Genomic DNA, 21,686 nt, shown 5'->3' with positions numbered 1-21,686 from the left:
GTGAGCACTGCGCGCGGCGTGGGTCAGGAGGCGGTGCCGGAAGCCTCGGCGTTGACACGGCTCCAATAGGCGACGAGGCCGCCCTCGGCCACCATGTTCATGAGCTCCTGCGGGATGCTCCCGAAGGGGATCTCGCGCGGCGGAGCCCCCTCCCGCTCGTCGGCGACCTCGAACACGCACCGCTCCAGGTCGACGCCGACCCGCGATCCGGTGTCGACCAGCGGCGGCAGCGCCGAGGACTCGATCACCAGGAGGCCGTTGTTCAGGGCATTGCGGTAGAAGAGCCGGGAGAAGCTGACCGCGATGACGCAGCGGATTCCCAGCTCCTTGATGATTTCCGGCGCCTGTTCACGGGACGAGCCGCTGCCGAAATTGCGGCCCGCGACGATGACGTCCCCCGGCCGTACGAATTCGGCGAAGTCCGGCCAGATCGGCGAGAAGGCGTGCCGGGCCATCTCCCGTACGCTCGGCAGGGTCATGTACTGGGTGGGGATGACGATGTCGGTGTCGATGTTGTCGCCGAGGCGGATGACCCGCGAGACGTCGGCGCCGCTCATCAGACGAACTCCCGGGGGTCGGTGATGTAGCCCCCGACGCAGGTGGCGGCGACCGTGGCGGGCGACGCCAGGAAGATCTCGCCCTTCTGGCTGCCGGAACGGCCGGGGAAGTTGCGGGTGCCGGTGGAGATCAGCACATCGCCCTCGCCGATGGCCCCCTGGTTGCCGAAGCACACGGAGCAGTTCGAGTTGACGACCATGGCGCCGCTCTCCAGGAAGACGTCCATCAGGCCCTCCTTGAGCGCCTGCATATAGACGCTCTTCGAGGCCGGCGCGACGATGAGCTTGACCTCGGGCAGCACCTTGCGGCCGCGCAGCACCCCCGCGGCGATCCGCAGGTCCTCGATCCGCCCGCTGTTGCACGAGCCGACGAACCCGGTGGTGACCGCGGTGCCCTCGTAGGCGGTGACGGGCGCGATGTTGTCGACGTTGTGCGGGTAGGCGACGACGGGCTCCAGCGTGGACAGGTCGTAGGTGAGCCGGCGCTCGTAGACGCAGTCGGGGTCCGAGGCGAGCAGCTCCCCGGTGTCCACGTCGTCGCCGCGCTTCTCCCGCAGATAGCGCAGGGTCTCCTCGTCGGGCTCCACGACGGAGGACTTGGCGCCGGCCTCGACGCCCATGTTGACGAGGGTGGCCCGCTGCTCGGTGTTGAGCGCCTGGACGCCGGGCCCGCCCCACTCGATGGCCTTGTACGTCGCGCCGTCCGCCCCGAGGTCGCCGATCATGTGCAGCACGACGTCCTTGGCGAACACGCCCTCGGGCAGCGCGCCCTCGACGTCGATGCGGATGGTGGGCGGCACCATGACCCAGGTCTTGCCGGTCACCATCGCGGCGACGAAGTCGGTGGAGCCGACCCCGGCGGCGAACGCGCCGACCGCCCCGGCGGTCAGGGTGTGCGAGTCCGCGCCGAAGACCACGTCGCCGGGCTTGGCGTACTCCTCCAGGATCAGCTGGTGGCAGACGCCCTCGCCGTCGTGCAGCGGGATGCCGTGCTCACGGGCGAACGCCCGCATCTTGTTCTGGGTGGCCGTGGTGGTCGGGCTCTCCGACGGGACGTTGTGGTCGATCACGAACACGGTCCGCTCGGGCGCGTGGATGCCGCGCTCCTTGAGGCGGGCGTTGAACATGTCGATGCTGATGTGCGTGGTGGCGTCGTTCGTCATGCACCAGGAGACATCGACGGTGAGGATCTCTCCCGGCCGCGCGTGCGGAACGCCTGCGGCACGGGCGAGGAGCTTCTCGGTGATGGTCATGCCCAAGGTGATCGGACCTTTCATAGTGCTCATGCGGGGTCAGGGGGTGCGGCGCGCGCGTGTCACGTCGTGGCGAGCAGGTGCTCGATGAGCCCGCCCGCGCGCACGATGTCGAGCACGTGGTCCGGGTAGCGGGGGAAGGCGAAGCCGGACCCGGCGGTGGTGATCGTGCCCTGCTCCAGGTCCACCTCGATCTCCTCGCCCTCGACGGCGGCGGCCGACGCCTCGGCGGACATCACCACCGGCAGACCGATGTTGATCGAGTTCCGGTAGAAGATCCGCGCGAAGGTGGGGGCGATGACGGCCGCCGCGCCCAGCGCCTTGATGACGCGCGGCGCCTGCTCGCGGGAGGATCCGCAGCCGAAGTTCTTGCCCGCCACGATGATGTCGCCGGGGGTAAATCCGCCCGCGAATTCGGGCCGCAGCCCCTCGAAGGTGTGGCCCTTCATATCGTCGACGCCCGGCAGCAGCAGATACCGCGTCGCGATGATCTGGTCGGTGTCCACATCGTCGCCGAACTTCCAGATTTTGCCCATGTCGCTCACATGCTTTCTAGTGATGCCGCGACCGTCACGTCGCGGAAGATCTGCAGCAGTTCCTCGTCCGGCACACCGAGGCCGGTCAGATGCGCGTAATACGCCTCCCGGTACGCCGCGAAGTCGGCCTCCGAAGCGCGGCGTTCGCGCCGGAGCTTCACCTCTTCGAGCACCGCGTCGGCCGCCTTGTCCAGCGCCTCGGCGGGCAGTCCGTCCGTGAGCCCCATTTCCGCCAGGGCGTGCAGGACGCCTGCCTTCCCGCTGTGCTTGCCGAGGACGAAGCGGTGCTCCCCGCCGACCACGTCCTGGTCGATGGTCTGGTAGATCGCGGGGTGAATGGATATGCCCGCGGTGTGCATTCCCGATTCGTGCGCGAAGACGTTGTGGCCGATGATCGGCTCGTGCGGCTGGATGGGAATTCCGGAGTACGTCTCGACCGCCCGCCGCAGATCCCACAGCCGGTCGTAGGCGAAGCCCGGCAGCTCGATGCCGTACAGGTCCCGCAGCACCATGACGACCTGGTGGATGGAGGTGTTGCCGGCCCGCTCCCCGATGCCGCAGGCGGAGATGCTGGCGTGGGTCGCGCCGTGGCCCAGGGCCCGTACGGTGTTGATCGCACCCAGCCCGAAGTCGTTGTGGAAGTGCGCGGTGACGGGGAAGTCGGGCAGCGCCTTGATCAGCGGCGGGATGCAGGCGTCCACGGCCTCGGGGGTGAACACCCCGCAGGTGTCGGAGAAGCACAGCCGGGTGCCGCCGGCGTCGCGGCAGGCCCGCGCCCACTGGAGCAGGTACTCCTCGCTGGCCCGGCTGGCGTCCTCGCTGGCGAACTCCACGGTGCCGAAGCCGAGTTGGGCCGCGTACGCCAGGTGGTCGGTGATGAGGTCGAGGTTGGCCCGCCGGTACCACTCGACGGGCCGGCCCAGCCAGTCGTCCTCGGGCGCGCCCTTGTACTTCAGCAGGGTGCGCCCCAGCTTGTACTTCAGGTGCAGGTCGGAGGCGGTGGACAGGACCAGCACACCCACCGAGGCCAGGTCGGCGCCCGCCTGGCGGGCCGTCTCCGCGGCGACGGCGATGTCGTGCCGGGTGGCCCGCGCGATCGTCATGATCTCCATGTCGGCGCGCAGCCGCCCGCTCCGCCGGGCCGCCAGGATGCGGCGCAGCGCCTCGCGGTCGGACTCGCTCGACGCGGGGAAGGCCGCCATGAGGACGTCCACGCCCATGTCGCTGAGCAGACCGGCCAGTTCGAGCTTCTGGTCGGGGCTGAAGGCGACGCCCGGCATCTGCTCGCCGTCGCGGAGCGTCTCGTCGTAGATGTGGATGCGCCGCGGGAATTCCTTGCCCGCGGTGAACTCGACGGGCTGCCGTACCAGGGTGTGGAGGGGTTCCCTCAATTCGATCATGATGTGTCCTCCGCTCGTCGCTGTCGGGGCTGTTCAGGCGCTCCGGCCGGGGCCGCGGGACCGGCCGAGCAGCCAGACCGTCCGCGGGAACGAGTCGTTGTTGTCGATGATCCCCGGCGGATAGTCCAGCCTTTGGAGCACGGTCAGGCCCGCGTGGCCGTACCAGCGCTCCCACAGCCCGGCCGGGACGATGCTGTTCTTGTACGGGGTCGAGTCCAGCTCGCGCAGGGCGCCGAGCCCCGGCCGGTCCGCCGCCTCGACGGTGGGTTCCATGACGAGGACGACACCGCCCGTACGCAGGGTGCGGACCGCCGACCACAGCAGCCACTGCGGCTGCCGCATGTGGTGCAGGGCGTCCTTGAGTATCAGCAGGTCGAGGTCGGCGCCGAGCGGCCGGTAGGCCTCCAGCGGGGTGATGCGCCGCCGGCGCAGTCCGCCGGGCCGCAGGCGGGGCGCGGTCTCGATGCCGGTGTCGATGTCGACGCACAGCGCCCGCGCGGCGGTCTCCCGCACCAGGGTGCCCTCGAACTCGCCGAGGCCCGCGCCGATGCTGACGACGCCGGGGCGCTTGGGGAGCAGCGACCGCAGGAGTTCGCCGATCCGTAACCAGCAGGCCAGCGCGGTCTGCCGGGCGCGCAGCAGGGCCAGTTCCGCGAGGACGAGCCGTACGCCGCCGGCCGGCGGCCCCACGAAGCGGGCCATGGCGTCCAACTCCTGGGTGAGCACCTCCTCCTGGACCGTCCGGTAGCCGGCGTCGACGGAGCCGTGCAGGTACGCGCCGACGCACGGCGCCCGGTTCGCCGAGCGGAGTTCTTCCAGCAGCGGCCGCAGGCCGGGGGCCGAGGACGCCGCGGCGGGGACCAGCGCGGCCAGCCGGGGGCTTCCGGTGTGCCGCACCACGTCCAGCAGGAGGCCGGACATCCGGCGGGCGGCGGCGCTGCCGCCGCCCGCCCGGAGCCCGAATTCCCAAGGGCGGACGCCTGCGGCCTTCAGAACGGATCGGATCTGCGCGATGTCGCACAGCAGACGCCAGCGATCGGCGGAATCCTGAAGGGTGGACGCGAGTCGCGTCGTCAGAGCGGAGTACTGCTCCTGGAGCGCGCCCGCCGGGAGCGGTCGCGCGGTCCGTCCCCCCGGCGGGTGCGGCGGGAGCGCCGGACGCCAACCGGAGCCGTGACAGTCGCCGACGTCCGCCTCCGCCATCGTGGCACTGGCCGACAAGATCCCTCCCCGTTCGGTCACTTGGCATCTGAAGGGCGTCCATCGGCGGCTGCTGAAGACTGCTCGCCTCGCCCGGGAAATTCGCGCACGGCCGCTGTCCGTCCAGGCACGCGCGCAACTGTGGCATCTCCCCAAGCCGTCGGGGTCCGCCGGAATCAGAGGTTATGCGCTAGGCCTACGCAGGTCTACATCGTGGACGAATACATCTCAACTGTTGAGACATACCCGAAAATCTCGAAGGTCTGTTTAGAGGATCTTTGTCCGCTTCGATCTTCCGGAAAGCCCACGGTGCGGCCGAAGTGTGCCGACGGATCACACGGCCGTACGGACGGATCACGGTCGAGGGCTGCCCGTACGGCGGCGCGGTCAATTAAGATCCCGCCCTGTCCCCAAGCCGCAACGGTCCGCCTCGCCCTGTCACTTCACACCCGCGAGGCAGCCCTTCATGCAGACTCCAGCCGCACCCCCGACGGCCGAGGCGACCGGCCACCCGAAGCGCGGGCTCGTGCTCACCACCATGTGCGCCGCGGTGATCCTCGTGGTGGCGATGGTCTCGGCGGTCAACCTGGCCGTGCCGAAGGTCGCCGACAGCGACCTCCACCCCTCGCCCACCCAACTGCTGTGGTTCGTCGACGCGTACGTCATCGTCTTCGCCTGCCTGCTCATCCCCGCCGGCGTCGTCGGCGACCGCTGGGGCCGCAAGCGCGCGCTGCTGTGGGGGCTCGGCGTCTTCGCCGCGGGCTGCCTCGTCTGCGCCCTGGCCGCCGGCATCCCGGTGCTGCTCGCCGGACGCATCATCACCGGAGCGGGCGCCGCCCTCGTCATGCCGGCGACCCTGTCACTGGCCCTCATCGCCTTCCCGCCCGCCGAACGCCCCCAGGCCATCGCCACCTGGACCGGCGCGGCCGGCATCGGCGGCGTCGTCGGCTACCTCGTCGGCGGCGGACTGCTGCAATTCCTGCCCTGGCAAGGGCTGTTCGCCGCCATGGTCCCGGTGACGGCGGCGGTCATGTACGCCGTCCGCTTCGCCCCGGCCGCCCCGCGCAACGACGCCCCGCTCGACCCCGTCGGCACCGGCCTCCTGGTCCTCGGCTTCGTGGCCCTGCTGTACGGCATCATCGAGGGCCCGGCCACCGGCTGGCTGTCGGCCCCCATCGTCGGCGCCTTCGTCCTGGGGCTGCTCATCCTCACCGCCTTCGCCCTCCAGCAGGCGCGCAGCAAACACCCCATGCTCGAACCCCAGTTGTTCCGCACGCCGCGGCTGCGGGCCGGCGCGCTCGGCGTGACGGCCGCGTTCTTCGCGATGTTCGCGCTCTTCTTCACCAACGCCCAGTACCTCCAGTACGTCAAGGGCATGAGCCCGCTGACCGCCGGCGTGGCGTTCCTGCCGCTGGCGGTGTGCATGATGCTCGTCTCCCGGCGCGCCTCGCGGCTGACCGCCCGGTTCGGCGCGCGCCCGGTGATGGCCGTCGGCATCCTGCTCATCGCCGCGTCCCTGCTGTGCGTCTCATGGTCCGACGCCCGCACCCCCTACGCGCTGTACGCGGTCTATCTGCTCGCCGCGGGCGGCGGCATGGGGCTCACGCTGCCGCCGCTGACCATGGGGATCATGGGCGCTGTGCCGCCGCACCGCGCGGGGCTCGGCTCCGGTCTGAACAGCGCCGCGCGCGAGATCGGCAGCGCCCTGGGGGTGGCCGTGATCGGCACCGTCACCACTAGCCGCTTCGCCGCCGCGGTGGACCCCGCGGCGGGCTCCGGGCACCGCTCGGCCTCCGACATCCTGGCGGCGGCGGCCCGGCTCGGGACCGGGGAGCACGCGCGCGCCGTCACCGCCTTCAGCGACGCGGCGGGCACCGGATACCGGGTCGTCGCCGCGGTCCTGGTGATCGCGGCGCTCTTCGTCCTGCGGTGGCATCGCGCGCAGGAGCCGGAGTGAGGGGGTGGGGGAGCGGGCGGCGGGCGCGCGCCGGACGGGTGAGGTGCGGGGCGCGGATGCCGGACGGGCGGCGGCCGGGCGGCGGGCGTGCCGCTTCGGGTGCCTGCCGTGGCCGCCGGTCGGGCGGCGGGTGTGCCGGGCCGAGTAGCTGACGTGGCGTCACCCGGGCCAGGTGCCCCGCACTTCGTCCTCCAGGGCCTTGGCGGCCTTGCGGAGTTCCGTCCGCAGCCGGACGGCGTCCTTGCGCAGCCTCGGCGGTCCGGACAGGCTCAGCGCGGCGACCACCCGGTGCGACATGGCGCGGACCGGTACGGACAGCACGGTGCGCGAGTCCGCCGCCTCCGTCAGGGCCCAGCCCCGGCTCCGTACCCTCCGCAGCGTCTCGGCCTGTCCGCTCGCCCCGTCCAGCCGGTCGTCCCAGGCCGTGAGGATCTGGCTGGTCGCGTCTCCGCCGAGCGGGGCGACCGTCCCGGTCTCGACGACGTCCCGCAGCCCGTCCAGCGGACTGGCGGCGGCCAGGCACTCGACGCTGTCACTGCGGCGCTGATAGATCTGAACGCTCAACCTGGTGTTCTCACAGAGGAGTTCGACGACTCCGGGGGCCACCCGGGCGAGCGCCCCGCCGTGCGCGATGGCCCCGAGCTGATGGACCCGCGAGCCGACCACCAGACCCAGTTCCTCGACCTCGTCGACCAGTCTGTGCGCTCTCAGCGAGCGCAGTAACCGATGTGCTGTCGAACGCGGCACCCCCGTGGCCGCGGCGATACCGGACGCATGGCGCTCCCCCTCGGCGACGGCCGCCAACACGGCGACGGCCCGGTCCAAGGCCTTCATATCCACCCTCCAACGCCCCTGTCCGATGAGTCGGTGATGTGCCGGCGCGGCACGCGACTCCCGGTGCGGCGCCGAGCACAGTACATACACCCAGTGACCAATCTGCAAGATGAAAAATCCCAGGATTTGGACATCCGGTTTCGGGGGCGACGCCCCGTGCCCCCTGCCGCCCACCGTGAAGGAGCGCGCCATGGCTCAGGAAACCGCCCCTCCGGGCCTGTCCGCCGATGTGGCGGCCCGCCTGGACCGAATGCCCGTCACTCGGCGGCACCGCTCGCTGGTGCTCACCATCGGCATGGGTCTCTTCTTCGACATGTACGAGATCTTCATGTCGGGGGTGCTGGGGCCCGTCCTGTCCCAACGGTTCGACCTCGGCGCCACCGCCACGTCGGCGGTGCTCGCCTCCGCCTTCATCGGCATGTTCCTGGGCGTCGTGATCATGGGACGGCTGGCCGACCGGTACGGACGCCGGCGGTTCCTCATCGCCTCGGTGGCGCTGTACACGGTGTTCTCCGCCGTGGGCGCGCTGAGCGCCAACGCCCCGATGCTGATCGCCGCCCGCTTTCTCGCCGGCCTCGGCATCGGCCCGCAACTCCCGCTGGCCGACGCCTACTTGAGTGACCTGCTGCCCGCGCGCGTACGGGGCCGTTACACCGCTCTGGCGTACACCATCTCCTTCTTCGGCGTGCCGACGGTCGGTCTCCTCGCGCACTGGCTGGTCCGGATGAGCCCCCTGGGCATGGCCGGGTGGCGCTGGCTCTTCCTCATCGGCGCGCTGGGCGGAGCCGCCGCACTGCTGCGCTGCCGCGGCCTGGTGGAGTCGCCCCGGTGGCTCGCGTCGGTGGGCCGTACGGCGGAGGCCGAACGGATCGTGGCGGAGCTGGAGGCGGGGACGCCGTACGCTTCCGCGAAGCCTGTGCGTACGACTGACACTCCATCAATTTCCGTAAAAGAAAAGGCTGTTGCGGATGCTGTCGCTTCGCGGCCAATGTCTCCCGTCTACCGCCGCCGCGCCGCGATGATGGGGGTCTTCCATCTCCTGCAGAGCGTGGGCTTCTACGGATTCGGAACGATGGCCCCGCTGGTCCTCGACGCCAAAGGCTTCTCCATCGTCCACTCGCTGCTGTTCAGCGCGCTGACCTACTTCGGCTACCCGCTCGGCTCGCTGATCTCCCTGACCCTGATCGAACGCTTCGAGCGGAAGCATCTGATCGTCGCCTCGGCCCTGGCGATGGCGGTGTTCGGCGTCGCGTTCGGGCAGGCCGCCGACGAGTTCGCCATCGTGATCACGGGGGTGGGCTACACGGCCGTCAGCAACATCTTCTCCAACGCCTACCACGTCTACCAGGCCGAGATCTTCCCCACCGAACTGCGCGCCACCGCGACCAGCTGGACCTACGCGATGTCCCGCGTCTCGACCGCCGCCATGCCGTTCGCCCTGGTACCGGTCCTGCACGCGTTCGGCGCGGCGAGACTCTTCGCCGCGGTGGCGGCCGTGATGACCGTCATCGCCCTGGAGATCGGGGTCCTGGGGCCCGCGGTCAACGGACGCTCGGTGGGGGAGGGGAGGGCGAACGGCCTCAAGGCTGCCCGGTAGCTGAGCAGCTGAGAAGCTCAGTAGCTGCCGAGCTGAGTAGCTGCGTAGCTCAGTAGTAGTCGCGCATCAGTTCCGTCGCCCACTGCGGCTGCCGGGTGGTGCCGCGGGGGCCGTATTCCGCCATGTAGGGCTTGATGTCCAGGATGGGGGTGCCGTCCACGGCGTCGAGGTCCTTTACGTGCAGGTCGTGGCCGGATACCTCGATCAGGCGGCAGCGTGAGACGCCGATCCGGTTTGGGCGGTTCTTGCCGCGTTGCGCGAAGATGCCCACCAGCGGCCAGTCCTTGTTGCCTCGTGGGTGGCGGGCGTTCGTTTCGATCTTCTCCACCGGTACGCGGTCGAAATGGAAGACGACTTCCAGGTGGGAGAAGGCCGCGATGCCGGACAGTGCCTCGGCCGGGAACTGCCCGGCGTCGAGGCGGATCACCGAGGAGACGTCCGCCCAGTTGTCGTCACGGACCTCGGGTCGGCCCCCGACGACTGTGGCGATCGGACGCGAGACGACCGGCGAAGGCGTGAACGCCCTTCGTTCCAGAACCAGTTGGATGTCGGTTCCAGCCGGTCCGAGCGTCTGCCGCAACACCTTGCCCAGCAGGCTGTGGAGGCGTGCCTGTTGGTCCGCATCGGGGAAGTCCGCCTCGTCGATCGTCAGCAGGCAGACGACGGGAGCGGGCTGGTCCTCGGTGCCGCCGCCGGTGTCGCCGTCGCCGTCGCCGTCGCCGTCGGCGTCGGTGTCGGCCAGGCACTGGCGCCACGTCACGTCGCAGCTCCCCTCGGGGAGCGCGAGGGCCTCGTCGACCACCGATCCGATGGTGTCGAGGCCCGCCCGCCCCGGATCCGCAGCCCCGGACAACAGAGTGAGCACCGCCATGTTCCGACTCCTTCCACGCCGTGGAGCCGACCTCCACCCTGTTGATCACTATCACGAACGCCATGGCCGCGGACGGCGCTTCGGATGATTCGCTCCGTGGTCAGATCGGTACGGGCGCCGAGCGGGGCGGTCGTCGCGCTACGCGGCGATCCCGTCCCACAGCTCGGTGCTCCGGGCCTCGACGAGCGCGCCGATGCGGGCCAGGGCCTCATGGGCCGGCCGGGGTTCGAGCCGCCGCCCGTCGCGCAGCCGCAGCGCGACCCGGTCGTCCACGGCCTCCTTTGCACCGATGACGGCCTGGTACGGAACGAGCCGCGCCTCCCGGACACGGGCGCCGAGGGTGCCGCTCTCCGGGCCGTGGACCTCGGCGCGCAGCCCCAGTTCCGCGCACCGCCGGGCGAACGCGTCGGCGTTCGGCAGCTCCGCGTCCGAGATCGGGAGGATCGCCACTTGGGTGGGTGCGAGCCAGGCCGGGAACGCGCCGCCGTGCTCCTCGATGAGGTGGGCGACGGCCCGCTCCACGCTGCCGATGATGCTGCGGTGGATCATGACCGGCCGGTGCTTGGCGCCGTCCGCCCCGATGTAGTGCAGACCGAACTGCTCGGGCTGGTGGAAGTCGACCTGCACGGTGGACAGGGTGGACTCCCGGCCCGCGCCGTCGGTGACCTGGACATCGATCTTCGGTCCGTAGAACGCGGCCTCCCCCTCGGCCGCCTCGTAGGGGAGCCCCGAGCCGTCGAGCACCTCGGTCAGCAGGGCGGTGGACCGTTCCCATTTCTCGGGAGCGGCCACGTACTTGCCGCCGGGGCCGGGGAGGGAGAGGCGGTAGCGGGCCGGGGTGATGCCGAGCGCCTCGTACGCGCGGCGGATCATGTCCAGCGCGCCCCGCGCCTCCTCGGCGACCTGGTCCAGGGTGCAGAAGATATGGGCGTCGTTGAGCTGGATGGCGCGGACGCGGGTGAGCCCGCCGAGCACCCCGGACGGCTCCGAGCGGTACATGCCGCCGAGTTCGGCCATGCGCAGCGGAAGTTCGCGGTAACTGTGCGCCTGCGAGCGGTAGATGACCGCGTGGTGCGGACACAGACTCGGCCGCAGCACGACCTGCTCGCCGCCCAGTTCCATCGGCGGGAACATGTCGTCGCTGTAGTGCGCCCAGTGCCCGGAGATCTCGTACAGCTCCCGCTTGCCGAGCACCGGCGAGTACACGTGCCGGTACCCCGCGCGCCGTTCGGCGGTGCGGATGTACTCCTCCAGGGTGTGCCGGACGGTCGCGCCGTCGGGCAGCCAGTAGGGCAGCCCCGCGCCGATCAGCGGGTCGGTGTCGAACAGGCCCAGCTCGCGGCCGAGGCGGCGGTGGTCGTGCAGGGCGGTCATGGCGGTCATGGCGGTCTCCTCGCGGTGTCAGGGGGAGTGACCGCAAGGCGAAGCCCCGGGGCACTCGCCCCGGGGCTTCGACTCAGAACAGCTGTCAGCGCGCCGGGACACTCTCCGGCGTCGTCGTCATGCTGATCGCAGCGCGCTTCATGCCGGGCAGATTAACAGGCCGCGGCGGCGTGCGCACCGGAGATTCGCGACGAGGCGGCCGGGGGCCGCGGGCTGTGGTCACTGCCCGGCAGTGACCTTCTCAGCTTCTCAGGCGGTCCCGGCGGTCGCCCTCACTCCCAGTGGTCTCCATCCCAGCCACGCTGAAGACCGTTGCCTCCACGGCTCGTTACGGAACGCGCGCCGTCCATTCCTCCGTCCCGAACTTGGTGCGCGCCAGCTCCTGAGCCCGCGACAGCTCGGCGTCGCTGACCTTCCCCTGCGCGAGCCCGTAGCGGCTGCGGAAGGAGTCGATCATCTTGTCGATGACGGTCTCACGCGGGAGCCCCGTCTGCCGGCGCAGCGGATCGACGCGCTTCTTGGCGCTCTTGGTGCCCTTGTCGGAGAGCTTCTCCTTGCCGATGCGCAGCACTTCGAGCATTTTGTCGGCGTCGATGTCGTAGGACATCGTCACGTGGTGCAGGACCGCGCCGGGGCCGCCGTTCGGCCCGACCATCCGCTTCTGGGCGGCGCCGGCGACCTTTCCCGCTTCGGTCGCGATGTCGTTGAGGGGCTGGTACCAGGCCTTGATGCCCATGTCGCCCAGGGCGGCGAGCACCCAGTCGTCGAGGTAGGCGTAGCTGTCGGCGAAGGAGAGGCCGGAGACGAGCGCGTCCGGGACGGAGAGAGAGTACGTGATGGTGCTCGGGGGCTCCACGAACATCGCCCCGCCGCCGGAGATCCGCCGCACCACGTCGATGCCGTGCCGCGTGGCCCCGTCGAGGTCGACCTCGTTGCGCAGCGACTGGAAGCTGCCGATGATCACGGAGGGCGAGGCCCACTCCCAGACCCGCAGCGTCGGCGGCCGCCGCCCGGCCGCCACCTCCTCAGTGATCACCTGGTCCAGCGCCATGTGCAGCGCGGGCGACTGCGGCGCCTCGTGGATCAGCTGCCAGTCGTAGTCGCTCCACTCGGTGGCGTGCGCGAGGGCCCGGCGCACGGCGATGGCCACGCCCTCCGCCGTCAGGCCGAACATCACGGTCGACTCGGGCAGCGCCGCGGTGATCCGGGCGGCGAGCCCCGCCGTCTCCATGGACGCAGGCGCGCCCTCCAGCGCGGAGTCGATGGCGGCGAGCGCCTCGTCGGGTTCGAGGAAGAAGTCCCCCGCCACCCGCACCTGGCGCAGCGCGCCGTCCTCGACCTCCAGATCCACGACGACGAGCTTGCCGCCGGGGACCTTGTACTCACCGTGCACCGCGTATTCCTCCGCCTCTTCCGGGACCGGCTCTCGAACATCCGCCGATTCGCCGCCCACGTTACTGGGGTTTCCGGTTCGCGGTGATGCCGCGGAAAGGCGGCGGTACAGCTGGTATGTCCGGTCCGGGCGAATCCGGCCCGTACGGCGGGGCCCGGCCCCGTACGGCACGGGATGTGTCGTACGGGGCCGGGCTCGCGTCCCGCGTGCGCGCGGGCAGTCGGTGCGCGCGGGCAGCAGGCGCCGCGGTCAGCCGCTGGTGCGTTCCACCGGAATCCACAGTTCCGCATCAGCTCGCGAGACATCGGCCCGCGAGACATCGGCTTGCGAGGCATCGGCTTGCGAGGTATCGGCCTGCGAGGCGCCGCCGGAAAGGCGGGTACGCAGGATCTCCGGGCCCGGACGGCTCCGGTACGGGTTGGAGGGGAACCACTGCGTGAAGACGTCCCGCCACATCATCTGGAGGGCCAGCGGGAACTCGCCGGAGCTCTCGAAGACCGCCCAGGTCCCCGCCGCCACGGTCAGAGCCGAGCAGCCCTCCGGGGCGTCGGCGCCTGTGACGACCCCGTGGTAATAGTCGAGTTCCGTGCCCTCCGCCCGGCTTTCCGCGAGGTCGTCGCTGACCGCGACGATTCCGCGCGGTTCCCGGTCGGACAGCTCCTCCAGCCTCCGCAGCGTCTCGGGGGCGATGCCCCGGATGAATTCGACGATCGCAGGATTCATCCCCGCGTGCACCAGGGGGACCCGTGCCTTCGGGCCCACCACCCGGAATTCTTCCTTTTCCACGATCCGGTATTCCATACTGCTGCTCCCTTCGATGACGAGACGGAAGGACATCCGGGGCTGGGAACTCAGCGCCGCACCCGTGCGGCGCGCCTCACCCGGCCCGATGCCGTGCATGGCCCGGAACGCCCGCGCGAACGCCTCGCCCGATCCGTATCCGTAGCGCACCGCGATATCGAGCAGGGTGTGCCGGCCGGCGAGTACATCGGCGCCCGCGACGGTGAGCCGACGGCGGCGGATGTATTCCGACAGCGGCATACCGGCCAGCGCCGAGAACACCCGGCGGAAGTGGTACTCCGACGTGACGGCGATCCGTGCGAGATCGGCCGTCTCGATCCGCTGATCGAGACGGTTCTCGATGTGCTCCATGGCCTGGTTCAGCCGGTCCAGCATTCCCTGATCCTTCTTTCTCGGCCTTCGTCCTCGGCCTTCTTTCTCGGCCTGTTTCGGCTTTCTGATACGCCGCTCACGCTAGGGAGCGCCCACGGTGCCGCACCCGACAATCCGTGCCCGATCCGGTCTGCTCGTCCGCGATGGGCCGATGGGCCGATGGGCCGATGGGCCGATGGGCCGACGGGCCGACGGGCCGACGGGGTCGGGAGGGGCCGGGCGGGCCGGGGCACGCCAGGGTGGTGACCGGGCGATGACCGGGTGGGGGCCCCGCCATTGGCACGGCCGGATTTCGTCGTACACTCTGCGCACCCCACGAATTCCCCCCACGCCCCCCACACCGCTCTCCCGGTCGGCCGGGCGTCGGTTCGCGACCGGGCGGCGGAGCCATGCGCGGACGTTCCGCGCAGCAGAGCGTCAGGGGGGACCTGATCGTGAGCAACATATTCACTGCTTTCACCGCGCGTAGACCGGGGCGGGTGTGGGTATCGGCGGCTGCCGTGCTGGCCTTCGGGCTCGGCGTCGTCGGCTGCGACGACTCGGCGGACGGTGGTACGGGCAAGAGCGCGTCGCCCGAGGTCACGGCGACCGCGTCGGTCTCGCCCAGCGAGTCGCCGACGCCGACCCCGACACCCACCCCGACACCCACTCCCACGCCGACGCCCTCGCCTTCGGCGACCGAGGAGCCCGAGCCCGAGGCCGAGCCGCCGACGAGCGCCCCCGCGCCGAAGCCGCCGGCCCGGCACGAGGGCGGGAGCGGGGGCTCGGCTTCCGCGTCCGGCGGTTCGTCTTCCGACCACTCCTCCTCCGGCCACTCCTCGTCCGGCGGCAGCCACTCCTCCTCCGGCGGTTCGAGCACCGGTGGTTCGAGCACGGGCGGTTCGAGCACCGGCGGTTCGCACAGCGGCGCGTCCGCCATCTGCAACGACGGCAGCTACTCCTACTCCGCGCACCGCCGCGGCACCTGCTCCCACCACGGGGGAGTGGCCACCTGGCTGAAGGATCTCCCGGCGTAGGATGCGCGGCACTCGGCCCGTACACCTCGTACGGGCCGTGCCGCGAAGCGGGAAGGACAAGCAGGACAAGCCCGTACCGCGCGCACCGCACGTGCCGTCCGTACCGCCGCCGCCCGGCGCCGCAGCCCGAGGAGTCCGACGATGTTCACGACCCGGCCGACCCTCCAAGGAACCTTCGGAATGGTGTCCTCCACGCACTGGCTCGCCTCGCAGTCCGCGATGGCGGTCCTGGAGGACGGAGGCAACGCCTACGACGCGGCCGTCGCCGCCGGATTCGTCCTGCACGTAGTGGAGCCGCATCTGTGCGGACCGGCGGGCGAGGTGCCGATGATCCTCGCGCCCGCCGGCGGCCCGGTGCGCGTGCTGTGCGGGCAGGGGCCGGCCCCCGCCGGGGCGAGCATCGAGCACTACACGGGGCTCGGCCTGGAACTCGTCCCCGGCACGGGCCCCTTGGCGGCGGCCGTGCCGGGCGCGTTCGACGCGTGGATGCTGTTGTTGCGCGACCACGGCACCAAGCACCTCGCGGACGTGCTGAAGTACGCCATCGGGTACGCCGAGGACGGGCACGCCCCCGTCGAGCGGGTCGGCGAGACCGTGGCGAGCGTGCGCGAGCTGTTCGAGACGGAGTGGACGGACTCCGCCGCCCTCTACCTGCCCGACGGCGAGCCCCCGGCTCCGGGGCGGCTCTTCAGGAACCCGGCGCTCGCGGCGACCTGGCGGCGGCTGATAGCCGAGGCGGAAGCGGCCGGTACGGACCGGGTCGCGCAGATCGACGCGGCCCGGCAGGTGTGGCGCGCGGGCTTCGTCGCGGAGGCGCTCGTGGCCGCCGCCGCCCGGCCCGCCATGGACACCTCCGGCGAGCGCCACGCCGGCACGCTCACCGCCGCCGACCTCGCCGCGTACGAGGCGACGTACGAGGACCCGGTCACGTACGACTGGAATGGCTGGACCCTCTGCAAGGCCGGCCCGTGGTCGCAGGGCCCCGTCTTCCTCCAGCAGCTCGCGCTGCTGCCCGACGACCTCGTCTACGGCACCCCCGAGTACGTGCACACGCTCATCGAGGGCGGCAAGCTCGCGATGGCCGACCGCGAAGCCTGGTACGGCGACGCGGCGGACGTACCGCTCGACACCCTCCTGTCGGACGGCTACAACGCCGGCCGCCGCGCCCTGATCGGCGAGCGGGCCTCGTACGAGCTGCGCCCCGGCAGCCCCGACGGCCGGACGCCGCGGCTCAGCGGGCACACCACCGCCGTCGCGGCGGGCGACGAGGGGTTCGACGCGCTCGGGCTCGCCGGCACGGGCGCGGGGGAGCCGACCGTGGCCAGGGACGGCCTGACCCACGGCGACACCTGCCACCTCGACATCGTCGACCGCTGGGGCAACATGGTGGCCGCGACCCCCAGCGGCGGCTGGCTCCAGTCCAACCCCGTCATCCCCGAACTGGGCTTCCCGCTCGGCACCCGCCTCCAGATGGCCTGGCTCGACCCGAACCTGCCGAACTCGCTCACGCCCGGCCGCCGCCCCCGTACGACCCTCACCCCGTCGCTCGCGCTGCGCGACGGCGTGCCGGTGCTGGCCTTCGGCACCCCCGGCGGGGACCAGCAGGACCAGTGGTCGGTGCACTTCTTCCTCGCGGTGGCGCTGCGTGAGCGGGTACGCGGCGGGCTCGACCTGCAAGGCGCGATCGACGCCCCGAACTGGCACCAGGACAGCTTCCCCGGCTCCTTCTACCCGCGCGCGATGGTGCCCGGCAGCGTGACTGTGGAGTCCCGCATCGGGGCCGAGGTCATCGAGGAGCTGCGGCGCAGGGGGCACGCGGTGACCGTGGGGGAGCCCTGGTCGGAGGGGCGGCTGTGCGCGGTGGCGCGCGATCCGCAGACGGGCGTGGTGTCGGCGGCGGCCAACCCACGCGGAATGCAGGGGTACGCGGTCGGGCGTTAACCCCATGTACGACTTACGTCACCTTGCCGTACATCGCCACTGTCAGTGACGCGTGGTTCGATGGACGCATGATCGAAGATCTGCTGAAGAAGTTCGAGGTGTCCGAGGTCGAAGAGGCGATCCGCAAGGCGGCCGCGGCCGAGATCATGCCGCGGTTCCGGCAGCTCGCCGCCCACGAGATCGTCGAGAAGAACGGCCCGCACGACCTGGTGACGATCGCCGACCGGCTCGCCGAGGAGCACCTCACGGCCTCGCTCACCGAGCTGCTCCCCGGCTCCGTCGTGGTCGGCGAGGAGGCCGTGCACGCCGATCCGTCCGTGCTGGCCGCCCTGCGCGGCGACGCGCCGGTCTGGATCGTCGACCCGGTCGACGGCACCCGGCTCTTCGTCCACGGCGACCCCGGCTTCTCGACGCTCGTCACCCTCGTCCAGGGCGGCGAGTCGCTGGCCTCCTTCACCTACGGGCCCGCGCTCGACCTGATGGCCGTCGCGGTGCGCGGCCAGGGGGCCGTGCTCAACGGCGAGCCGATCCGGTCCGGTTCGCCCGAGCCGGGCAAGACCCTCGAAGTGGCCACCTCCCACCACGACTTCACCAACGACGACCAGAAGCGGGTGCTCGCCGCGCTGGCCGTGGACGGCGTCGCGCCGCGGCCCTGCGGCTCCGCGGGCCTCGAATACCTGCATGTGGCGCAGGGCACGCTCGACGCCCTCGCCTTCTCCTGGGAGAACGCGTGGGACCACGCGGCCGGGCTGCTGCTGGTCGCCGAGGCGGGCGGCACGAGCGCCACGGTCGCGGGCGAGCCCTTCCGGATCGCCGGGGGCAACGCCCTTCCGTTCGCCGCGGCGCGGGACGCCGGGACCGCTCGGCTTATCCTGGGGCTGCTGGCGTCCGCCGCCTGACGCCGGGACGCCTGCGCTTCCGGCCGCCTGACCTCAGAGCGGCCGCAACGACGAGGGGAGCCCATCCGGTGCCATCCATGCTCGACGCGGTCGTGGTAGGTGCCGGGCCCAACGGACTGACCGCAGCCGTCGAACTCGCCCGGCGCGGCATGGCCGTCGAGGTGTTCGAGGCCGCGGAGACCATCGGGGGCGGAGCGCGCACCGAGGAACTCACCCTCCCCGGCTTCCGCCACGACCCCTGTTCCGCCGTGCACCCGCTCGGCGCGGGATCGCCCGCCTTCAACGCCATGCCGCTCGCCCGCCACGGCCTGACCTGGCTGCACCCCGAACTGCCGATGGCCCACCCCTTTCCCGACGGGACCGCCGCGCTGCTCTCCCGCTCGGTCGGCGAGACCGCGATGTCGCTGGGACCGCGCGACGCGGGCGCGTACCGCCGGCTCCTCACCCCCTTCCTCGGCAAGTGGGACGCCATCGCCAGGGACTTCCTGCGCACCCAGTGGGACGGCCCGCCGCGCGACCCGCTCACCTACGCGCGGTTCGGCCCGGTCGCGGCCCAGCCGGCGGCCCTGCTGGCGCGCCGGTTCCGCGACCAGAAGGCGCGCGCCCTCCTCGCCGGGCTCGCCGCGCACGGCATCGCCCCGCTCGGCGCGATCGGAACCGGCGGCATGGCGCTGGTCTTCGCGCTCGCCGCGCACTCGGCCGGCTGGCCGGTCCCGCGCGGCGGCTCACAGGCCATCGCCGACGCGCTCGGCTCGTACCTGCGCGAACAGGGCGGCGTGATCCACACCGGCTTCCAGGTCAAACGCCTCGACGACCTGCCGCCCGCCCGCGCCTACGTCTTCGACACCTCGCCGACCGCCCTCGCCCGCATCGCCGGACTCGGCAACGCCTACCGCGACTACCGCTACGGCGCGAGCGTGTTCAAGGTCGACTACGCGCTGGACGGCCCCATGCCCTGGACCGCCGAGGCGGCCCGCCGCGCGGGCACGGTGCACATCGGCCCCACGTACGGGGAGATCTCCGCGGCCCTCCGCTCCGCCGTAGACGGCCGCGACCCGTCCGTACCGTTCCTCATCACCGCCCAGCCCAGCATCGTCGACGCGACCCGCGCCCCGGAGGGCAAGCACACGTTCTGGGCGTACGGGCATGTGCCCAACGGCTGGGAGGGCGACGCGCTGGAGGCCATCGAGCGCCAACTCGACCGCTTCGCGCCGGGCTTCCGCGACCTGGTCCTGGCCCGAGCCGTGGCCGGCCCGCCACAACTGGCCGCCCGCAACGCCAATTACGTCGGCGGCGACATCGCCACCGGCTCCGTAGCGGGCCTCCGCCTCCTCCTGCGCCCCAAACTGACCCGCGTCCCCTACGAAACGGCCCACCCCTCCGTCTTCCTCTGCTCCTCCGCCACCCCGCCGGGCCCGGGCGTGCACGGCATGTCGGGCCACCACGCGGCGCGGGCGGTGTGGCGGCGACTGCGGGGGAGGTCGAGCTGAGGAAGCATCAGCCGCCGTCGCCGGCCACCGCCCCCTCATTCAACTTCCACGTAGCGGAAATGGTGAGACTGGCCTGCCCGTTGGCCCCGACAATGCCCAACTTGAGGTCCTGCCCGACCTGCACCCCGAACTCCACACTCAACTCCTGCGGCGGATCCGCCGCCGCCCCCACCGCATCGTGCACCTCCTGAAGCAGCGGCCCGAGCGGCCGCAGCACGGTGCGCAGTGTTTCGGTCGCGATAGCGGCCGCCGCCTGCGCACCGCGCCCAACCGGTGTCATCCCGCTGAGCCCGGTATCCCCGCCCCCTGGGTGCGCCCCGGCGGGCGCGAGCGCCAGGCGCACGGTGGTGTCATCGGCCAGCACGATCTCGGCGTAGTCGGTCACTTGGCCCATGATGCAGTCTGATGCCGGGCCGGTCGGCGGACTCTGCGGAATCCACCCCCGCGAGGTGCGCGACGCGCCATGAGCGGGACCGACAATCCGGTTTCCTGTTCTCTCAAGTGTGGTCCCTTGACCCCTTTGTCGCCGGACCGGAAGGATCGAAGGCACACCGACTGACAGGGGGTCAGCCATTGAAACTCAGGCAGCTGGCGAGCGACTGCGACGACGGTCCATGCCCGACGGTATGGACCGTCGAGGGCACCGAGCATGTACTGGTTCAGGGCTTCAAAGTGGAGGACGCGGAAGCGCTGGCCACCATGGCGCTTCCGGACAATGAGACGGCCGTACGCATCCCCGCAGCGCTTCTGAGGAGGGCGGCCCGTGAATATCTCACCTGAAGACTTCGGGAAACTCTTCGACGATTTCCAGCGGGAGGCGTTCCGGCTGGAGACGCGTGACGATTACAGTAAATCCGGTGGCGTGGCGGCCTATAAGGCGTTTCTGGCCGGTGAAGGCCAGCCGGAAGGGTATGAGTCGGCGGAGTGGGTGACGACCGTACAAGACGCTGTCCGGTCCGGAAAGCGCATGTATCGCGTGCACGTCCTCAGCCGACCGCTGAGCGACTACTTGAGGTTCGAACTCGCCTGGGGGTATCACAGAAACCAAGCAGTCGGCGAGGAGTTCTTCATCCTCGACACGACAGAGCGGGATAACCCGCTGGAAGGCGTACCGGACTTCTGGGCATTCGATGAGCACTCCATCGTTCCGATGCGGTACAGCGAGGACGGGAAGTTCCTCGGCGCCGAGGTGCTGTCCGGCAGCCCGGAGGCTGCCGAATGGTTGGAGCACCGGGATGTGGCCATGAGCCACGCGGTGCCGTTCCGTGCGTGGTGGGACCGGTACGCGCCGGGGTGAACGGGCTCAACATCGGAAGAGCGCTGCGGGAACTGCGCGAAGCCAGCGGGAAGCAGGCGAAGGTGGTCGCCCGTAGCGCTGCCATGTCTCCGAGCAAGCTCAGCAAGATCGAGAATGAGGTGCTGGCGCCCAGCGTCATGGATGTCGAGCGCATCTTGACGGCCTTGGAGGTGTCGGGCGAGGTCAAGGATCAACTGACCAAGGCGGCGCGCCGGACTGCCACGGAAGCGACGGCGTGGCGTATCTACCGTCGCACAGGCTCGCACAAACACCAGGAAGACATCCGCGGCATAGAGGCCCAGACGTTCCTGCTCCGGATCTTTCAGCCTTCCTGCATTCCAGGGCTGGCCCAGTCCCCTGAGTATGTCCGTGCCGTACTGGGCCGACACGGGCATACGGATGACACGCTGGAGAAAATGATGGGCGCCCGGCTGCGGCGTCAGGAGATCCTGTACGACAGTGCGCGTGAATTCCGGTTCATCATCACTGAATCTGTGCTCAGGTGGCGGCTCGTTCCTGCTCCGATGATGGCCGCACAGCTGGACAAGCTGATCGCCTTGTCGAGAATGCCCAACATCAGAATCGGCGTTGTTCCCTCGGTTGCTGCGATGCCTGACCTGCCTACCTGCTCTTTCGTGCTCTTCGATGCCCGTCTTGCCATCATCGAAATCCCTCACGCCGAGATCACGACACGCGAGATGAGGGATATCGAAGTGTATGTTGCGAAGTTCAATGTTTTCGAACGTGTTGCTGTTTTCGATGAAGATATGCGAGCTCTCGTGGCCGGCGTTCGTGACGGCTTCTTGAGTGAACGGGAAACAGGCTAGAAGCACGTCAGGAATGGCCTCATGCTGGGTCCACGCCTCGTGGCGGGTTCCGGGCGGCAGCT

19 protein-coding genes are annotated in these 21,686 nt (G+C 70.8%); 8 read left to right on the top strand and 11 right to left on the bottom strand.

What is annotated here, in order from left to right:
* Positions 1-23: 23 nt before the first annotated feature.
* Genes AB0I49_RS36585 through AB0I49_RS36565 form a run of 5 tightly spaced genes read right to left on the bottom strand, consistent with a single transcriptional unit; the run spans position 24 to position 4,967 of the window.
* Positions 24-557: a 3-isopropylmalate dehydratase gene (locus AB0I49_RS36585; protein WP_363231542.1), complete on the bottom strand. Its 534-nt coding sequence runs from the start codon at positions 555-557 to the stop codon at positions 24-26.
* The gene (locus AB0I49_RS36580; RefSeq protein ID WP_363231541.1) at positions 557-1,843 is read right to left on the bottom strand and encodes an aconitase/3-isopropylmalate dehydratase large subunit family protein; all 1,287 of its coding nucleotides are present in this window, start codon (positions 1,841-1,843) and stop codon (positions 557-559) included. The genes AB0I49_RS36585 and AB0I49_RS36580 overlap by 1 nt, the downstream gene beginning before the upstream one ends.
* Before the next feature lie 29 nt (positions 1,844-1,872).
* The gene (gene leuD / locus AB0I49_RS36575) at positions 1,873-2,346 is read right to left on the bottom strand and encodes a 3-isopropylmalate dehydratase small subunit (RefSeq protein ID WP_363231540.1); all 474 of its coding nucleotides are present in this window, start codon (positions 2,344-2,346) and stop codon (positions 1,873-1,875) included.
* 5 nt (positions 2,347-2,351) lie between these two features.
* Positions 2,352-3,746 (bottom strand): hypothetical protein, encoded by a 1,395-nt coding sequence (locus tag AB0I49_RS36570; RefSeq protein WP_363231539.1) that lies wholly within the window; start codon positions 3,744-3,746, stop codon positions 2,352-2,354.
* A gap of 33 nt (positions 3,747-3,779) precedes the next feature.
* Positions 3,780-4,967, bottom strand: coding sequence for a hypothetical protein (locus AB0I49_RS36565; protein ID WP_363231538.1), 1,188 nt, complete (start codon positions 4,965-4,967; stop codon positions 3,780-3,782).
* 445 nt (positions 4,968-5,412) lie between these two features.
* On the opposite strand from AB0I49_RS36565, the gene AB0I49_RS36560 reads away from it, so the two are divergent.
* Positions 5,413-6,903, top strand: a complete 1,491-nt coding sequence (locus AB0I49_RS36560) for an MFS transporter (RefSeq protein ID WP_363231537.1) — start codon at positions 5,413-5,415, stop codon at positions 6,901-6,903.
* A gap of 159 nt (positions 6,904-7,062) precedes the next feature.
* Here the strand turns inward: AB0I49_RS36560 and AB0I49_RS36555 are convergent, their stop codons facing one another.
* The gene (locus AB0I49_RS36555; RefSeq protein ID WP_363231536.1) at positions 7,063-7,737 is read right to left on the bottom strand and encodes a helix-turn-helix domain-containing protein; all 675 of its coding nucleotides are present in this window, start codon (positions 7,735-7,737) and stop codon (positions 7,063-7,065) included.
* Between the two features lie 190 nt (positions 7,738-7,927).
* Here AB0I49_RS36555 and AB0I49_RS36550 point away from each other — a divergent pair, with 190 nt between their 5' ends.
* Positions 7,928-9,334, top strand: coding sequence for an MFS transporter (locus AB0I49_RS36550; protein ID WP_363231535.1), 1,407 nt, complete (start codon positions 7,928-7,930; stop codon positions 9,332-9,334).
* A 49-nt stretch (positions 9,335-9,383) separates the two neighbouring features.
* Here the strand turns inward: AB0I49_RS36550 and AB0I49_RS36545 are convergent, their stop codons facing one another.
* From AB0I49_RS36545 to AB0I49_RS36530, 4 genes are all read right to left on the bottom strand, one after another.
* On the bottom strand, positions 9,384-9,869 hold the full coding sequence (locus AB0I49_RS36545; protein WP_363231552.1) for an SAM-dependent methyltransferase: 486 nt from the start codon (positions 9,867-9,869) through the stop codon (positions 9,384-9,386).
* Between the two features lie 474 nt (positions 9,870-10,343).
* A complete protein-coding gene (gene thrS / locus AB0I49_RS36540) occupies positions 10,344-11,570 on the bottom strand; it encodes a threonine--tRNA ligase (RefSeq protein ID WP_363231551.1) in 1,227 nt (408 codons plus the stop codon).
* A 346-nt stretch (positions 11,571-11,916) separates the two neighbouring features.
* Entirely contained in the window at positions 11,917-12,981 is a 1,065-nt protein-coding gene (locus AB0I49_RS36535) for a biotin/lipoate A/B protein ligase family protein (RefSeq protein ID WP_363231534.1), read from the bottom strand.
* A 249-nt stretch (positions 12,982-13,230) separates the two neighbouring features.
* The gene (locus tag AB0I49_RS36530; RefSeq protein ID WP_363231533.1) at positions 13,231-14,157 is read right to left on the bottom strand and encodes an AraC family transcriptional regulator; all 927 of its coding nucleotides are present in this window, start codon (positions 14,155-14,157) and stop codon (positions 13,231-13,233) included.
* A 431-nt stretch (positions 14,158-14,588) separates the two neighbouring features.
* Between AB0I49_RS36530 and AB0I49_RS36525 the strand changes: the two genes are divergently transcribed.
* From AB0I49_RS36525 to AB0I49_RS36510, 4 genes are all read left to right on the top strand, one after another.
* Positions 14,589-15,170, top strand: a complete 582-nt coding sequence (locus AB0I49_RS36525; RefSeq protein ID WP_363231532.1) for a DUF3761 domain-containing protein — start codon at positions 14,589-14,591, stop codon at positions 15,168-15,170.
* A gap of 141 nt (positions 15,171-15,311) precedes the next feature.
* Positions 15,312-17,111 carry a gamma-glutamyltransferase gene (locus tag AB0I49_RS36520; RefSeq protein WP_363231531.1) on the top strand — a complete coding sequence of 600 codons (1,800 nt, stop codon included), beginning with the start codon at positions 15,312-15,314 and terminating at the stop codon, positions 17,109-17,111.
* A gap of 68 nt (positions 17,112-17,179) precedes the next feature.
* Complete coding sequence (locus AB0I49_RS36515; RefSeq protein ID WP_363231530.1) at positions 17,180-18,010, top strand: inositol monophosphatase; 831 nt, start codon at positions 17,180-17,182, stop codon at positions 18,008-18,010.
* A 68-nt stretch (positions 18,011-18,078) separates the two neighbouring features.
* Positions 18,079-19,500: an NAD(P)/FAD-dependent oxidoreductase gene (locus tag AB0I49_RS36510; protein WP_363231529.1), complete on the top strand. Its 1,422-nt coding sequence runs from the start codon at positions 18,079-18,081 to the stop codon at positions 19,498-19,500.
* 7 nt (positions 19,501-19,507) lie between these two features.
* Here AB0I49_RS36510 and AB0I49_RS36505 read toward each other — a convergent pair whose 3' ends face one another.
* Positions 19,508-19,885 (bottom strand): CU044_2847 family protein, encoded by a 378-nt coding sequence (locus tag AB0I49_RS36505; RefSeq protein WP_363231528.1) that lies wholly within the window; start codon positions 19,883-19,885, stop codon positions 19,508-19,510.
* 378 nt (positions 19,886-20,263) lie between these two features.
* Between AB0I49_RS36505 and AB0I49_RS36500 the strand changes: the two genes are divergently transcribed.
* Together AB0I49_RS36500 and AB0I49_RS36495 are read left to right on the top strand one after the other, a co-directional pair.
* Positions 20,264-20,797: a DUF6879 family protein gene (locus AB0I49_RS36500; protein WP_363231527.1), complete on the top strand. Its 534-nt coding sequence runs from the start codon at positions 20,264-20,266 to the stop codon at positions 20,795-20,797.
* On the top strand, positions 20,770-21,624 hold the full coding sequence (locus AB0I49_RS36495) for a helix-turn-helix transcriptional regulator (RefSeq protein ID WP_363231526.1): 855 nt from the start codon (positions 20,770-20,772) through the stop codon (positions 21,622-21,624). The genes AB0I49_RS36500 and AB0I49_RS36495 overlap by 28 nt, the downstream gene beginning before the upstream one ends.
* Positions 21,625-21,686 lie beyond the last annotated feature (62 nt).

Source organism: Streptomyces sp. NPDC050617 (genome assembly GCF_040654795.1).
Classification (GTDB): Bacteria; Actinomycetota; Actinomycetes; order Streptomycetales; family Streptomycetaceae; genus Streptomyces.
This window is presented reverse-complemented; position numbering and strand designations above follow the sequence as displayed.

What these genes read in the sequence shown, in the direction of transcription:
- AB0I49_RS36580 (WP_363231541.1), bottom strand. Translation starts at nt 1,843, where the DNA reads ATGAGCACTATGAAAGGTCCGATCACCTTGGGCATGACCATCACCGAG.
- AB0I49_RS36555 (WP_363231536.1), bottom strand. Translation starts at nt 7,737, where the DNA reads ATGAAGGCCTTGGACCGGGCCGTCGCCGTGTTGGCGGCCGTCGCCGAG.
- AB0I49_RS36530 (WP_363231533.1), bottom strand. Translation starts at nt 14,157, where the DNA reads ATGCTGGACCGGCTGAACCAGGCCATGGAGCACATCGAGAACCGTCTC.
- AB0I49_RS36570 (WP_363231539.1), bottom strand. Translation starts at nt 3,746, where the DNA reads ATGATCGAATTGAGGGAACCCCTCCACACCCTGGTACGGCAGCCCGTC.
- AB0I49_RS36550 (WP_363231535.1), top strand. Translation starts at nt 7,928, where the DNA reads ATGGCTCAGGAAACCGCCCCTCCGGGCCTGTCCGCCGATGTGGCGGCC.
- AB0I49_RS36560 (WP_363231537.1), top strand. Translation starts at nt 5,413, where the DNA reads ATGCAGACTCCAGCCGCACCCCCGACGGCCGAGGCGACCGGCCACCCG.
- leuD (WP_363231540.1), bottom strand. Translation starts at nt 2,346, where the DNA reads ATGGGCAAAATCTGGAAGTTCGGCGACGATGTGGACACCGACCAGATC.
- AB0I49_RS36515 (WP_363231530.1), top strand. Translation starts at nt 17,180, where the DNA reads ATGATCGAAGATCTGCTGAAGAAGTTCGAGGTGTCCGAGGTCGAAGAG.
- AB0I49_RS36520 (WP_363231531.1), top strand. Translation starts at nt 15,312, where the DNA reads ATGTTCACGACCCGGCCGACCCTCCAAGGAACCTTCGGAATGGTGTCC.
- AB0I49_RS36585 (WP_363231542.1), bottom strand. Translation starts at nt 557, where the DNA reads ATGAGCGGCGCCGACGTCTCGCGGGTCATCCGCCTCGGCGACAACATC.